The 14,575-nt window shown below is 61.6% G+C and carries 16 protein-coding genes; 8 read left to right on the forward strand and 8 right to left on the reverse strand.

The genetic code is table 11. From position 1 onward, the window contains the following. Positions 1-77 precede the first annotated feature (77 nt). The 8 genes from ACVIGB_RS03635 to ACVIGB_RS03670 all read right to left on the reverse strand — a co-directional run bounded on the left by ACVIGB_RS03635 (position 78) and on the right by ACVIGB_RS03670 (position 4,321). Positions 78-314, reverse strand: coding sequence for a hypothetical protein (locus ACVIGB_RS03635; RefSeq protein ID WP_456718100.1), 237 nt, complete (start codon positions 312-314; stop codon positions 78-80). A gap of 12 nt (positions 315-326) precedes the next feature. Next, a complete protein-coding gene (locus ACVIGB_RS03640) occupies positions 327-905 on the reverse strand; it encodes a hypothetical protein (protein ID WP_456718099.1) in 579 nt (192 codons plus the stop codon). Between the two features lie 274 nt (positions 906-1,179). After that, positions 1,180-1,452 carry a hypothetical protein gene (locus ACVIGB_RS03645; protein ID WP_456718098.1) on the reverse strand — a complete coding sequence of 91 codons (273 nt, stop codon included), beginning with the start codon at positions 1,450-1,452 and terminating at the stop codon, positions 1,180-1,182. Further along, positions 1,449-1,712 carry a hypothetical protein gene (locus tag ACVIGB_RS03650; protein ID WP_456718097.1) on the reverse strand — a complete coding sequence of 88 codons (264 nt, stop codon included), beginning with the start codon at positions 1,710-1,712 and terminating at the stop codon, positions 1,449-1,451. Before ACVIGB_RS03650 ends, ACVIGB_RS03645 begins: the two co-directional genes overlap by 4 nt. Further along, positions 1,709-1,963, reverse strand: coding sequence for a hypothetical protein (locus tag ACVIGB_RS03655; protein ID WP_456718096.1), 255 nt, complete (start codon positions 1,961-1,963; stop codon positions 1,709-1,711). The genes ACVIGB_RS03650 and ACVIGB_RS03655 overlap by 4 nt, the downstream gene beginning before the upstream one ends. Before the next feature lie 318 nt (positions 1,964-2,281). Then, the gene (locus ACVIGB_RS03660; RefSeq protein ID WP_456718095.1) at positions 2,282-2,674 is read right to left on the reverse strand and encodes a DUF5406 family protein; all 393 of its coding nucleotides are present in this window, start codon (positions 2,672-2,674) and stop codon (positions 2,282-2,284) included. A gap of 36 nt (positions 2,675-2,710) precedes the next feature. Then, positions 2,711-3,142, reverse strand: a complete 432-nt coding sequence (locus ACVIGB_RS03665; RefSeq protein ID WP_456718094.1) for an HNH endonuclease — start codon at positions 3,140-3,142, stop codon at positions 2,711-2,713. Between the two features lie 60 nt (positions 3,143-3,202). Next, positions 3,203-4,321, reverse strand: a complete 1,119-nt coding sequence (locus tag ACVIGB_RS03670) for a 2'-deoxycytidine 5'-triphosphate deaminase (RefSeq protein ID WP_456718093.1) — start codon at positions 4,319-4,321, stop codon at positions 3,203-3,205. A gap of 142 nt (positions 4,322-4,463) precedes the next feature. On the opposite strand from ACVIGB_RS03670, the gene ACVIGB_RS03675 reads away from it, so the two are divergent. The 8 genes from ACVIGB_RS03675 to ACVIGB_RS03710 all read left to right on the forward strand — a co-directional run bounded on the left by ACVIGB_RS03675 (position 4,464) and on the right by ACVIGB_RS03710 (position 14,502). Then, positions 4,464-4,763, forward strand: coding sequence for a hypothetical protein (locus tag ACVIGB_RS03675; RefSeq protein ID WP_456718092.1), 300 nt, complete (start codon positions 4,464-4,466; stop codon positions 4,761-4,763). 57 nt (positions 4,764-4,820) lie between these two features. Beyond that, positions 4,821-5,159: a hypothetical protein gene (locus ACVIGB_RS03680; RefSeq protein WP_456718091.1), complete on the forward strand. Its 339-nt coding sequence runs from the start codon at positions 4,821-4,823 to the stop codon at positions 5,157-5,159. 659 nt (positions 5,160-5,818) lie between these two features. Next, the gene (locus tag ACVIGB_RS03685) at positions 5,819-9,712 is read left to right on the forward strand and encodes an AAA domain-containing protein (protein WP_456749088.1); all 3,894 of its coding nucleotides are present in this window, start codon (positions 5,819-5,821) and stop codon (positions 9,710-9,712) included. Then, positions 9,705-10,388: a hypothetical protein gene (locus ACVIGB_RS03690; protein WP_456718089.1), complete on the forward strand. Its 684-nt coding sequence runs from the start codon at positions 9,705-9,707 to the stop codon at positions 10,386-10,388. Before ACVIGB_RS03685 ends, ACVIGB_RS03690 begins: the two co-directional genes overlap by 8 nt. A gap of 155 nt (positions 10,389-10,543) precedes the next feature. Continuing rightward, positions 10,544-12,172 (forward strand): hypothetical protein, encoded by a 1,629-nt coding sequence (locus ACVIGB_RS03695; RefSeq protein WP_456718088.1) that lies wholly within the window; start codon positions 10,544-10,546, stop codon positions 12,170-12,172. A 1-nt stretch (position 12,173) separates the two neighbouring features. Next, positions 12,174-13,478: a hypothetical protein gene (locus ACVIGB_RS03700; RefSeq protein WP_456718087.1), complete on the forward strand. Its 1,305-nt coding sequence runs from the start codon at positions 12,174-12,176 to the stop codon at positions 13,476-13,478. After that, positions 13,475-14,005 carry a hypothetical protein gene (locus ACVIGB_RS03705; protein WP_456718086.1) on the forward strand — a complete coding sequence of 177 codons (531 nt, stop codon included), beginning with the start codon at positions 13,475-13,477 and terminating at the stop codon, positions 14,003-14,005. Before ACVIGB_RS03700 ends, ACVIGB_RS03705 begins: the two co-directional genes overlap by 4 nt. Next, positions 14,002-14,502 (forward strand): hypothetical protein, encoded by a 501-nt coding sequence (locus ACVIGB_RS03710; RefSeq protein WP_456749089.1) that lies wholly within the window; start codon positions 14,002-14,004, stop codon positions 14,500-14,502. Before ACVIGB_RS03705 ends, ACVIGB_RS03710 begins: the two co-directional genes overlap by 4 nt. The last annotated feature ends 73 nt before the right edge of the window (positions 14,503-14,575 follow it).

Raw genomic sequence — 14,575 nt, forward strand, 5'->3', positions numbered from 1 at the left:
TTCCGGTAGCGCTGCCAGCAGGCGCAGTTCGTCATCCGGTAGCGGCGGAGGAAATTCTGGCAGATCGCCGAAAAGGTTCATCGGACCAAAGGCTCTGGCAGCCGCGGCGGCGGCAAAACCGCAAGACCGGCTTCGGTGATCTCCACCACCGCCTTCGCGAGCGCTCCCTGATCTAGACCAGCAGGCACCGAAATCAGATTGCGCTCCGACAACGCCAGCAACGTGCGAACTCCCGTCCTCATCTCCTTGGCACTTCTGGGCGCCTTGCGGAGCATCTTCAGAACCCTGCGCTGCTCGTCCGAGATCTTTACCATCGCTCGTTCCCGTTACCTGACCGGTCCCTGGACCACGTTCCCGGCGCCGGCATAAGGTCGCTCCACACCTTCGGCCTCGATTCTGGCCTTGAGCAACGCGCACAGCACCGCCGTGGCCACCGCTTCCGGCTGACCAAGCGCGGCGAGCCGCGTCCCGGGCGCCCAGAGCTGCAGCGTTCCAATCTCCACAGTCCGATAAATGCCTTCCGAGAAGCCGAGATACAAGCGCACGCCATCAACATTGAAATCAAGCAGAACGCTAAGCGCGCCTTCGCGGACTTTGAGTATATATGGCGGCCGCCCGTGTGAAAGTCCGGTCGGCTCATACCTGACAAACCCAGCATCCGAAATGGTCTCTTTGACGTCGCGCACCTCTACCGACCCTTCGATGGCTTTGATGGCGAACATCGCCTCCGGTTCGTATTCGAACATGCCAATCTGGCGATAGCGGTCACCGGCCGCCCCCGCGTCTTTCCAACCGAGCTCGACGCTGAAAACCTGATCGTTCTCAATCCAACGGGTGACGGCCCATACGCCGGGCGCGAAACGCACCGAGGGGACCAAACTTTTCTCGAACCTGAGGTTTTCCATTCCGACGCCTCTAGCTTTCAAACACATCAGCTGGCGCCAACGCCGGCCGGCAATTCGGATGTGCCGCGACACCGTAAGAGACCCCACACCTCGAGCAGCACCAAAACCGACCACGCAAGGTCAGAGGCGCATAAACCGGCTTTCCTTCGGGATCAAACTGCGGTCGACAGATGGTGCAGTGGTCAGTCGGACAGAGCGCCTGGTCTTCGCAGTCGTCGTCAATGACGTAGGACATCTGGGTACCATTCCATGGCCAGCCGCAAACCTTTCCATCCTAGACTGCGGGTCCGGCGCAGTCGTGAGACTCCAAAGCCGATGTCGATTCGGCCGATTCAACTGTGCTGGCAGCGACGTCCGCGCTCATATTGCGCTTCGCAAGCGCCAGCGCTACGCGCTGCACGACGTCGCGGGTTGAGTGCCTAGCTTTCTCCAGACGAGCGACAGACTCGGACAGCTTATCCGGAAGTGAGTTCGCAACGCGCTGGGCCGCGTGGTCCATCTCATCCCAAGCCTTCAGCAATTCTTCGATGTGGTCCAGCTGTGTCATGCGCCTTTGCCGTTCAGTAGTTCCGCTTGAGCCTCTCGCCCGGCCTTCGTAATTCGCCATGCAGCGAGGTCCGGCAGGAACATCACCAAGCCGCGTTTCCTGAGCCGGCCGCAGATCGCCGCCCCGATGGCGGCGAAGTTTGATCCGCCTCCGCGGCGATCGAACAGGTTGGCGTACACATGCTGGCCAATCTGCCGTGCGTTCGCCTCCATCCGCCCTTCACTCAAGAACTGCAAGCATAGCGCCTCTCGTTCAGTCATAGCCGGACCTCCGCGGCGACGCGTCCAGCCCCGCTCAGGCTGTAAGCGCGCAAATTCACGCCCCAATCCACCAGACCGTGACCGCGAAGCGCCCGGGCAGCGTTCTTGAGCGACAGCTTCAGTTCGCGCGGACTGACGTAACTCCGGCCGCCGGTGGCGGCTCCGTCATATCCCGCAATGGTCTGAAGCAGATCGAGCATGTTGCCGGTCAGCGGCCGGCGAGCAATCACACCGATCGAACTCGCAGTCATGACCGACGCCCCTCTTTGGCTCCCCGGGCCATACGGCGAGGGACGTCCTCTTCCCCCGGCAATCCAAGGGCACCGACTGCGATTTCGCAGATCTCCACGACGGCATCGGCGTCCAGGGCACGTCGGCGATCGTCGCTATACGTTCGCACCGCGATCGAGCGTAGCGCCTGTCGAAGGCGCTCATTTTCTTGAGGATGCGGGCCAAGCACAGCCGAACGGCTCTCGTCCTCCCAGCACATGATCCGCAAGATACGCATCAGGCTTCCAAGCGGTAGTTTTGGCGCACGAATGATCGTCCGGTCAGACATCGCAATCTCCCTACGAGCCAAGCGCTACATAGGACTTGTCGCCGTCAGCGACGGGCTCTGCACCGTTCCTGCGCCGAATCTCGTTCAGCGTCGGCGGCTCGAAGTCAATGATACGACACGACACCACCATAGACCGTAGCCATTCCTCTCCCGCCTTGCTCTCGTCCTCGCAAATCAGCGTTTCGCCGGACGGATCGACCAGCACCACACATCGCAGACCATGCTCGACCGGAAGTCCGTCGTAGACGAGAGCGATCGCAGTCTCAAAAAGCGTGAAACCGTGACAATTGCCGCTCACCTTGACCGAGAACGGCTTTTCATACTTCCACTGCTTCAGCGTCACTTCGATGACATGGTTGCCCCAGGCATTGTTGGGGTTGTTATCTCCGATCAAACCGGTCATTTCGGATCCCTCTCAGGCTTTGCGAACCATTTGCGTTCAACAAGGCAGTCCGGCCGCAAGCCTCTCGCGGATCAACGCTTCCACGATAGGTGCGCGTGGATCCTTGTAGTTCTTGAGGCGCTCGCAGAACAATCGCAACGACCTATCGCCCTTGTCGCCGTTGCACGGGCGGCACACGATCAGCTTGTTATCCGGGGTCAGTTTCCGACCTTGGGCACGCGGGATTACGTGATCCCTTGTTGGCTGTCTAAGCGTGCCAATCGCCATGGTGCGCTCGCAATATGGACATGGCTTACCGTGCCATTCCCCGAGGGGCAGCAGCTTGGTCGAACCCGGAGCAAACGCCGCAAAACCATCGATCGGCTCCCGCGACGCTTCTTCCGAGCTAGCCATGCGCCCGCGCGACGAGCGCTGCTTCAGAAGAAACTCCATCGTTTCCTCATAGGGCGGCGGCGTTAGAAACGGCATCGAACGTCCTCCCAGCCTACAGGCCTCGTATCTCACCTTCACGTTTGTCCCCGCGATCGCTCAAGAGGCCATCCGGGCGACACGTCGCTGGTGAAATTGCTTGCCAAGCGCCAGTCCCTTTCCGATGGTTTGCGACTGATAGTGATTGGCGGCACCGTACAGGCAGCGCGGCCGCGCCTGCATGCGCTCAAATACAAGCCTCCCGACCGTCTGGCCGTGCTCCAGACTGAAAGGGACTTCGCGCGAACGGACCTCGAGAACGGCGCGGGAGCCCAGCCCGCCGGCGCCGGCGTAACCGAAGCCCGGATCGAAGAAGCCGGCGTAATGAACGCGGAACTCGCCAACCAGGGGATCGAAGGGGCGCATTTCGGCCGCGCAATCCGGCGCAATCTGCACCGCTTCCTTCGAGGCGAGGATGTAGAACTCATCGGGATCGAGGATCAGCGTGCCGTCGGCGCGCGCCAAGATCGGCTCCCAGAAGTCCTCGATCGCATAGGCGCCGCGCAGATCGATATCGACGAGCCCGGCATGACGCTTGGCGCGGTATCCGATCAGTCCGCCGGATTCCTCGCCTCGAAGGTCCACGGAAAAGCCGAGCCCATCGGCGATATCCGCAACGCCGTCAACCACGGGCTCGCGGGCATGTAGCTCCTCAAGCTCCGCTTCGCTCAGCAGGGCATTTCCGATGCGAAAGCGAACCTGCGACAGACGAGATCCGCTTCGCACCAGCACCGGAAACGTGCGAGGCGAAACCTCTGCGTAGAGGCGTCCGTGATAGCCTGCCGGCACGCTATCGAAGCGCGGCGTCCCGTCGGCCAGCACACGGGTGAAGACATCGAGCCGGCCCGTCGAGCTCTTCGGGTTGGCCGTGCCGGATATTTCCGGCGGCAGCGCCAGGCTCTCGCAGAGTTCGACCAGGTACACGCAACCGGTCTCCAGCACGGCACCGCCTTCCAGGGAAAACTCGTGGAGCTTCATCTCGGCGAGGCGCTTCTCGACCGGAACACCTGGAGCCGGCAGGAAGGAGGCGCGAATCCGATAGACCCTTTTCCCCAGCCTGAGGTCCAGCGACGCGGGCTGGATTTGACCAGCTGCGGGCGGCAACGACGACGAAATCGCCCCCTTCAGCGCCAGCGCCGTGATGGCCTCATCGTTCAAGATGCCGCACTTCTCGGTCATGATATTCCCTCTCTTCTCCCCAAGGATTAGCCTATTGGCAGGCAGATCGGCACGCCTTGCAGGGGTTTTCCCCGTAACCCATTTGGTCCTTTCCGCTCGATACGGTTAATTTGCCCATCAGGATCTCGAATGAAGGTGGACCATGAGCAGCGGCCTCGAGTGCGAACTATTCGAACCCGAACCGGGCAAATGGTACTACGTGCTGCAGAGCTACAGCTGCCCGGTCGGCGCCTGGGAGTGGCGCGAGTTTGCCCAAAGTTACGGTCCGTTCCAGAACCAGGACGCAACCGAGGAGCACCTGCGCGACAACCACGCCAATCCCGGCGGCTATACGGTGTCCGCCGGCAGCGACTTCCGGATGGACGACATCTACCGCAAGCTGATCAGCGAGGCCGAAGACCCCTCGCAATCCAACCGTTTTCGCCTGCGGCTTCGCTGTTAATCTGGATGCATCGCGCACCGGCGGAATTACTGAGGTATGGGCTGCCGGAGCATCCGAATGATCACATATTCGATCGAGTTCACCGCAGACATCGAGATGGCTGGTCCGCACGCTCATCCGCCCGTGTTGACCAACCGGATCCGGCCGAATCTCGTCGTGGCTGGCAACTACTGCCTCTGCTTCATCACTGAGACTGCTCCCTCAGAGGGAATCGAAATCGGGAGTCGCGGGTCTTTCAAAGCCATGGGGGTGTGTACGGCAGACATTGCGGATCTGTTTGTACCGGACGGCAAATTCGAATTGCGAGCTGGACCACACATCTTCGCGACCGGAGCGTTTCGCACCATCGATTCCCGTAAGCAAAATCCAGATCGACCGCCTGCGTCGACCGAGTGATCGAAAGGTTCGCGAAGCGGGCCCTTCTTCTTTTTCGAACCTACCGAAGTGGGCTCGGTTTGCCCCTAATTGGTATTGTCTACCGCGGCTAAGTCCTTGAACCTACATACATGGGGCCAGAAAAGGTATCTGCGTCCTTGATGTCGGTGCGGATCCTAATGCCCAGACCCACGACGGGTGGTTCGTCATCCTCACGGCCGGCGGACCCACCCGCTGCTGGCGCCAGCTCGCGAGACGGGAGCCCACCCCTGACCGATCATCCGGTTTTCTCCCCAAGAGTTAACTATTCGACTTCAATCTGAGTTCTGCCAAAGCTCTGGACCGGTTATCCTTGTGGCACAAGGATTCGATGACAGGCCACAGCTCGCAACCCCCACACCTGCGGATTCCGGCGACCACGCTGGGCGACTATGTGCGCTTTGACTCCTGCCAGCGGCGACTCCGCTTCATGCTGGTTCCGGAAAAGGGGCGGCCAGCCTTCGAAGGCGAGCTCTCCACGCCGATCGACCCCATTTTGAAGCAATCTGGCGATGCCGCCGAACGATCCTGGGAGGCCATGCTCGACCAGTCCGGGATCATCCGCCTGAAAGACGTCCCGAAGGAATCCGATTTCGCCTACCTGCGGCAGGCCCCTGGCCCGCGCACCAACCGGACAACCGGTGTTCGCCCGCGAGATCAACATCGAAGTCGCCGGCGCCGCCTTCACAGCGGCCGGGAAAATGGACTTCGCCATCGTGCTCTGGCACGCCGGACGACCGCGCTTGCGGATCGTGGAGACCAAGGCGAGCCGCCGCGACAAGACCTACCATCGCATTCAGATCGCGACTTACCGGCTGATCCTGGACCATCTTCTGCGCAAAGATCCACTCATCGTGGCCGGCCTTCCGATTGGGCCACGCGACGTTGAGTATTCGGTCGCGCGGCTCGACGAAAAGACCAACTCCTTGCAGGACCTGCTCGCCACTCCCTCATTGGCGCTCGACCAGGAAGTCGCTGACCTGAAACAGAAACTAAGATCCGGCGGCGAGATCGAAAGGATCGCATCGACCCCTCCGGATCAGCTGCCCTACTGCCTCGATTCGAAATGTGATGATTGCCAATTTGACGTACGCTGCATGACCGAGAGTGCCCGCGGCCGTCGCCCCGAACTGCTCGGCCTGCCACCTTCGACCATCAAACTCCTCAGCGACAATGGGCTCGAGCGAATCGACGACATCGCGCGGCTCGACCTCAATTCCGACACCGCCACCAGGCTGCGCCAGTCCGAAGGACTCCGCGTCGATCTCGGCCAGATGACAGAGATGGCCAAAGCACGCCGGGCGACGCTGCCCCGCGGTGAAGGCGATCCCGACAATTTCCAGGTTCGGCCGCTGCCCCACGTACCGATCGGACAGCTCCCGGAGCATTTCCCCGACGGGGCCGAACCATTGGTGCGCGTCTATGTCCAGGTCGACTACGACTATGTCGAGAACCGCGTCGGCGCCATCACCTCTCACGTCACGCACAGCCCGCTGCATCTTTCAACCAGTTTCGCCCCGAAGTCCGACGGCAACGGTCGCGAACCCGTCGCGGGAATTTCCCAACTCCAGGCAAAACGCCCGCAACCCAACGCGCCTGCCGCAGATGATTTCGAAGATGCCATGGACCACTGGCTGCAAAGCCGCGCAGGTCCGGTTCCGGACCCCGGGCTCGGCGGCCCCACGATCGTTCATCTCAAACGGGAGCAGTGGTCCGGCAATCCCGATGAGGACACCCGCGCCGAAGCGGCACTGATCGACAGCTTTTTCACTGATACGGTCACAGCCCTTCGGGAGGTCGCAAAGACGGATAGCGCGCGTATCCATTTCTACTTCTACTCAAGGTCCGAGATAACCCGCCTCATCGAGGCTTGCTCGCGTTGCGGCGATCAGCAGTTGATGGCGCTCGCCGATCTCCTCGGCTGCCGCCAAAACTCCGAACAGATGATCTTCTCGTGTGTCCAGGACGAGATCACCTCGCGCTTCGCACTCGGCTGGACCAGCCAGAGCCTTGCCGTGGCTGCCTCGCTCAATTGGTACGGCCAGTCCTTCCATTGGGTCCGCGAGGTCGACGGAAAGGTCCAGGACCTCTCGCGCCTGTTCGATCGCGACGTGTTCGATTTTAAGACCTCACTCCCCTATGATCCGGACCGCGAGTCTTGGATTGATGACCCGCACGCCGATCCGCGGCGCACCCGGTTCGAGATTCGCAGTCGCAACACCGATTCCCTGAAGGCTCCCTATCTGCGCGCGGCCTGGGGAACGCTCCCGCGCGACGAGGATTTTGAGGGACTGAAGCCTGGTATCCGTACCAAGCTGACCAACGACCTGAAGAAGTTTCGCGAGGCCGGCAAGATCGGCATCATCGAGGCATATCTTGCCGCTCGCGTGCACGCGCTGCGTTGGTTGGAAGAGCGCATCCAACACAAAAACAGATCGATCGACAAAACGGCGCTCAACCTCAACGAACTTCACAGCTTCGATCTGCCCGAAAACTCCACTTTTGAGTCCGCGCGCGTCTTCCTGCGCGTCGACCAGACCGTCAAGCGCAACGACTGGCTACGGGCACACCTCGTCCCGCCAGCCGTTAGAATCCAGGCCGGCGACACGCTGCCCATTCGCGAGATCACCGTCGCGGAAAACGGCTCGTTGACCGCAAAAATGGACCTCGCACCGCACGGCATCTCGCCGGCTGACTTTTCCCGCCGATCGTCCATCGGCGAAGGCTCCTTCATCCGTCTGTCCGAACGTCCAGCCCAGCCCTACACCGGGCAGACCACACGCATGCTGGAAAAAAGCGGGTCGACCTGTCGCATCACCTCCGTCGACTGGGACGCCGGCACGATCAGCCTCGCTCCCATCCCGAACTTCCTTGACGGGCTATACCAGCCGCTCAGCCACGTCTGGAAGGCCAAGGAAGGTCCGCGCTTCTCGTATGCGACCCTCGACCAGAGCATCGCCGACTTCGTCGCAGGCCACGTCGAGCAGCGGCTCCTGTCGGGCATCGGCAATCACGTTGGACGTTGGTTCGATTCCGAGAATCCGGAGATCCCCCCGCTGCCACCGGCTGATCCTGGCCGAATGCAGTTCGCCGAGACCGCGATTGCGAACTGGCCCTTGCCTGGTGCCGGGCTCACTCTCTCGGAAGACCAGGCGAGCGCCGTGCGCGACGGCCTGTCTTCCCGCGTCCAGCTCATCAAGGGACCTCCAGGAACAGGCAAGACCGCCACGACCGCGGCCGCGATCCTGGTGCGAGCAGCCACCCTCCATGCCGATGGCGACGTGATCCTGGTGGCGGCAAACACGCACCGCGCCGTTGACACCCTGCTGGAGCGGCTCTCCGACTACCGCGCGGCATTCTCTGGATTCTCCAAGCACAACGGCGGACCGGCGGATTTCCGCCTGGAAATGGGTCGAATCCACGGACGCGGCGAGCAGCGGGACCTCCCGCGAGGTGCCGAGCGGATTGTTGCCGATACTCCGTCAAAGAAACTCGCAGCGATGCGGGCAAGGGGCGTCACAGTCATCGCCGGCACGACCGCCGGCATGCTCAAATTTGTAGCCGCGCTCAACGACACCGCCGCCTATCAAAGTGAACCTTTCGCGGCCCACAGCCTCGTCGTGGACGAAGCCTCGATGCTGGTGTTCCCTCACTTCCTGGCGCTCGCCAGCTTGGTTCGCGAGGACGGCACCATCGTGCTTGCTGGCGACGACCTGCAGCTCTCGCCGATCATCTCCAATGACTGGGACAAGGAAGACCGGCCGCCGACACGGCACTATCAGACCTTCCTCTCCGCCTATAAGAGCATCGCCAATCTCGCCCGCGGCGCAGGACTGCCCAAAAACGCCTTGCGGGAATCCTCCCTCACCATGACCTTCCGGCTGCCCTCCGACGTGCGCCGTCTGATCGAGGGCATCTACAGGACCCATGACGGCATCGAGCTCAAGAGCCGAGCAGACGACGCGCCGGCCACGAAACGGCTATCTCACCTCTCCGAGATCCTGCGCTGCGATGTCCCCGTGATCGCCGTGATCCACGAGGAGGCCTCGTCCCGGAACTACAACGAGTTCGAGGCCGAACTGCTGCGGCAGATGATCGGCTCCGGCGCCGGGCTCGAACCCCGCTCAGTCGCGATCATCACCCCGCACCGCGCCCAGCGTGCACTGCTGAACTCCACTCTCGGGGCCCATCCCTGCATCGCGGGTGCAATCGACACGGTTGAGCGCTTCCAGGGCGGCGAGCAGGACACTGTGATTGTGGCCGGCACCGAAAGCGACCCATACGCGATCGGCGCGGCCTCCGACTTTATCTTGAACCTCAATCGAGCCAACGTCGCGTTCTCACGCGCGAAAAAAAAGCTGGTCGTCGTGGTTGCACGCACCCTGCTTGATCACATTCCTCCGGAGCTAGAATCGTACCACAGCGCCGTGCTCTGGAAGACGCTTCGCGGCATGTGCTCGATGGAGTTGATGCGAGGCACCCTCGAGGGGTGCAGTTTCCGCGTTTTGACGTTAAAGGGATCAGATGATGCGTAATACCGTGGGAGACCCGAAATCGGCAAAAGCCACGTGGGTGGCCAAATACGATGGTGTCGAGGTCGGACGGATTATATCGGCCAAACCCTATACCCACGCAAAGGTTATCCGTCGTGACGAACAATTCGCTCGTACGGCTGCCTACCGTAATAAGCCAATCGCCTCGGACTACGTCGAGTTCGAGGATCACAAGAAGCTGGTAGCCAATTTCGAGGCAGATGCGAACATTAGTTCGCTTGTCGCCAGATCGAAACGACTGACCGAAGACGGCCTTTTCGAAACGTACTTCGAGCGTTCCCGCCAAGATAGGATCGCCTACTTCGAAGAGCTGACCCTCGCAGGAGAGTTCCGACCCAAGGTCGAACGCTGGTTGCTAACCGATGACGTCGAGCGGTGCGCGTCGACGCGCACGACGCGCATGCAGCGTCGCCACGATCCGCTCGATCTTTTCGTGATCGTGGCTGTCCAGAGCTGGGAGGACGTCTCTCTTACCGAGTTGATAGCAACCTCGACCGACCAGGACCGGCGAGCCATCCTAAAGGCGGTCTGCGACAAGGCAATTCAACAGCAGGCCTGGGGTGAGATCACGGCATTCTTGATCTCGCAATTCGGTCCGGATGGCCCGCGCCTCGTCTCGGAAATAATCTCGCGGCAAACAGCGGCGGGAGCCGGCTAATCTCCTCTTCATTTCGGGAATCGGAAGATGTTCCGGGCTTCTCGTTCTGGGTCGACCGGAATCGCCAAGGATTACTTTGCTGTTGGCGTTTCCAATTGCGTGTAGCTGAGTTAGCTTCGCCAGCCTGGGACTTGGCTTCAAGGCAGGAAGGCGCGATGGCCGTCGGCAAACACATCAAGGACTTCGTTCAACGCGGCATCCGCAGCTGTCACGTACCAACTGCGCCCTTGATCATAGCAGGCTCGCTCCTGGGCGCGGCAACCGCATTGTATTCACATGGGGCCAAATCGGGGCCCACCGCGCCACCCAGCGCTTTAGTCCAGAAGACTGAAGCCCTGACGGCCTCCGCCCTGCTGCGCGACCAATCCGCGCTCCTCAAGCTGATCCAGTTCGAGTCCGACCGGGCCGCCACCATCAAATACAAGGATTCCCGCGGAAATCCCGCGACCTACGTCGTTCCAGACCTGGACCGCGCCATCATCAATCACGTGACGATGGTGCAAGAAAAGCGCGATCCGGTCTCCGATAAGGCGGCCGATGCACTCTTCGGCATCGACGACGGTATGTTCGCCTGGATGATGCGCCGGCACGCCACTGAGGCCGGGCTCGCCGGCGCCATGGAAGGCATCTCCGTCAACGACGATGGCTCGATCGATGCGACGAGTGCATCCAAGCTCACTGCCATGCTCGATCTCAAGAACGATCCAGCTGTCGCCACCCGTATTTTCGCCATCTGGCTGGCTTCGGAGATCATGGAATTCGACGGCAACATGGGCCGTCCCCCGAGCGTCGGCGAGATCGCCGTGATCGGTCTGACCGATGCGGGCGGCGGCATCAGCGCAGCCTCGACGGCAAGGGACTTCGGGGAGACCAAGCTGGGGCCCTTGGTTCTATTTGAGACTGGCAGTTGGAAACGCCCTTTCTTCGTCGACAGGAACGGCTGGATGAGCGCGAAGGACGCTATGGCCAACTTCGAACGGAACGCGACCAAGAAGTTCATGGACAGCTACGGCCGAATTCCGGTCCGCCTGACCGAAACGCCGACCCTGGACGAGGACTTCACCGCCAAAGAGTTGCGCAACGATCCCAATCGATTTGTCCGCATCGTTGTCGACGCAGTCAAGTCGATGCCCGATTCCTCGCGCCCGCTCCTCGACCGGATTTCGGCCATTGCAGGACTGGACCAGCACGACCAGGAGGCCCGGATCGCCGGCGAGCTAGTCGCTATGACGGCAACCGTGGATGAACTCCGTGGTCAGGATGTCTCTGGCGGCATCTACGCTATGAGCCCGGGACAGTGGCTGCGCGCAGCCAAGCTCTATGGCGACCCTGCTTTTGTCGATTCCTTCACGGGAGGCATTGACCAAAAAGCTGATGGCAGCATTCGGGTCAAGAGCGCCGATCAGTTTGGCGCCTTCATGCGCTTGCGCGACCACGGTCCGATTGCCACTCAGATCGTACTTGGCAGGATGCTTACCCAAACCGCGACCCTGCAGCGCGACCTCGGACGGGTCCCGTCCAACGGAGAGATCGCCATCTCTCATCTTTTTGGTGTGGCCGCCGCCGAACAATTCGCTCACTCTGCGGAGAGCCACGGCGCCGTTGACCTGCGCTTCGCGCCGGATGATCCACGCGGCAATTGGGCGAAGAACGCATTCGACAAGCTTGGCAACGGCGCCAGAGCTGTCAAGAAGGCGCTCGACAGCATTGCGTCTGAGCGCGCGCACGCGATCGACGAGCATCTGGAGCGTCACGCCAATCCTGGTGCGACGATGCGGCTCTGACGTGTCGTCGCGTACCCGCATCAGGGCGTTCCTGAAGGACGGCATTCGCCGGGTTCATTTGCCATCTTCTCGCAAGGCGAGGCTCGCCTCTATCGCCTTCGCAGCGATGGCGGCAGCCGACGCGACAGTGTTTATTGGCGGGGCGGCGCTCTCCGCCTACAACCCATCATGGACACAACAAGTGGTTCGCGCTTCCCCTCGTGCGGAACTGCGGTCGCTCATGATCGAGGCGGGTAAGAAGGCCGCCCCGCGCTCCGTGAGCGGTGATTTTGGCGCGATATTGCTCACCTATCACGATGTCCTGCAGGCAGAGGACGCCAATCGCGGCACCCGCATGGCAAACCTATTCGACATCGGGCCCGATCAGTGGATCCGGATGCTCCGTGAGCACGGAAAGCAAGCCGGCCTGACGGGCGAACTGGCTCGGGTCGACCTGGGCGAGGATGGCAGCATCAACTCGACCACAGCCGAGGACGTCGCGGTCCTGTTCGACCTCCTGAGGGACGACCGCATCGTCGCGCAGGTCTTTGCGCGCTGGCTCTCCGCCGAGATCGACAGATCCACCTCCCTCGAAGGATATGCGCCTGCACCCGGAGGAATCGCCGCACTCGCGCTGGCCGGCTGCGCGACCAAACGAGATGCTGCTTCCCTCCAAGGTCGGATGGAGCAGGCCTTGCGGAATCCGCCGCGCGATGAGGTGGTCTCTGAGCCGCCTGGCGACCCCGAGATACTGTCCCTGCGCGAGGCTCGCGCCGATCCGGCGCGCCTTGCAGAAACGGTCAATCAGATCGTTGTTGAGGAGGGGCTGGACGAGCGCTTTGCGACCGCCCTGCTGGCGGTATCCTCGGTTGGCTCCAACGACCAGGTCCGAGATCATCTCTATGGCCTTTCCGCGGACGGCTGGATCGAGTCGCTGATGGATTTCGGTTTGACGAAGGAAGTTCAGGCTTCCTTGGCAGGCGTCCGCTACGCCCCGGAGCGCTTTACGGCCGCGTCCGGCCGGGATGCCGCTCGCATCCTTTCCACGCGTGAAGACGTTGTTCTGGCGACCCGCGTTATGGCCCGTCGCCTCGCAAGCGAGAGCGTGGAGTTCGAGAAAAAGACAAGCCGCGCCGCCACCGCAAAAGACCTGTTCAGCGTCCACTTCTTTGGTGGACGAAGAGCGGCGGGTTACTTCCTCGAGCCCGCTGGCGCGCCAATGGCAAACGCCCTCTTGGCACATACGACGCTCGCTGCCGAGGCGCTTGCGAAGGCCGACGAGCTGCGAGCGGCAGCGAGCCCCAGGATGATCGGACGACTGCCATGACAAACCGCAAGGTCACCCTCGAGTTCGCCGAAACCGATCTGCCGATGCTGGCCGACGCGCTGCGAACGGCAATCACTGTGGCGATGATGACCGGAACTCCCGCCGCGCAAAAGCGGTTGGAGCACTACCGAAAGATCATGGACGCCATGATCCCGGAAGGCGCACGAATCTTCGACGGCACGCGCTGGTCGGAAATCTGCATGGCACTCGGCGAAGCCAAATCCTTTGGCGTGGGCTTCGAAAAATGGGGCTGGGATAGCAAAGGCCAGTACGGCGCGGTCTTTGTCACAGTCGGCAAATACTGCTGGCGCAGCAAGGACTACCATAACTACCGGGACACAGGCATTCTCGACACGATCACGTCCCTGCTTGAGGATATCGCTCCGCTAGACGCGGTCCGCATCAAGGTCGAAGACACGCTCGCTCGACACCTGCAACCCCGGCCAACGGTGAACCTCCCAGTGCAGGAGGAGCCCATCTACGGTGAGGACGGGGATTTTGAGGATGATGACGACCCTCGCCCGTGACGCTCGATTTCACGCTTTCCACCGGCTCCGGTAGGTTCTCGCAATCGCGCAAGAAGAGTTTCGCCATGACCAATCCAGCATCGAGAACTGAACCGATCACCGTCAACCTCCTGGGCGGCCGCCTTGGCATTTCACAGCTCGGCCAGTGGGACGACCGGGAAACCGAGCCACTTCCCGATGAGATCGACATCGGCTTCTCGAGCCATGAGTTCGCTTCCCAGAAGGAGGCAGAGGCTTTCCGCAATGGCGTCGACGCCGGAGCTGGCTGGCTTGGCCACAAAATCATCGCCCAGAGCTCGACTTCCCGCAGGGTCCGCTTCGGGCTGACCTCGCCGAAGAAGACCCAAACGTTCCGCTTCTCCAGCCAGGCCGAGGCCGAAGCCTTCGACGAGGGACTCGAGGCTGCCGAAGATTACTCCGAGATCATGGTTCTCGATCCCACGGACGCCGCGGACATCAAGGCCGCCCGGGAGCGTGAGCTGAGCCCGGCTCCGTGACGCAAAGGAAAGCGGGTAAAGCCGGCATCCAGCTGTTCCGGCTCTCCGGCCGCGGCGCTACTGGTTGGAGGCA

It is taken from the genome of Bradyrhizobium sp. USDA 4341 (assembly GCF_054063755.1).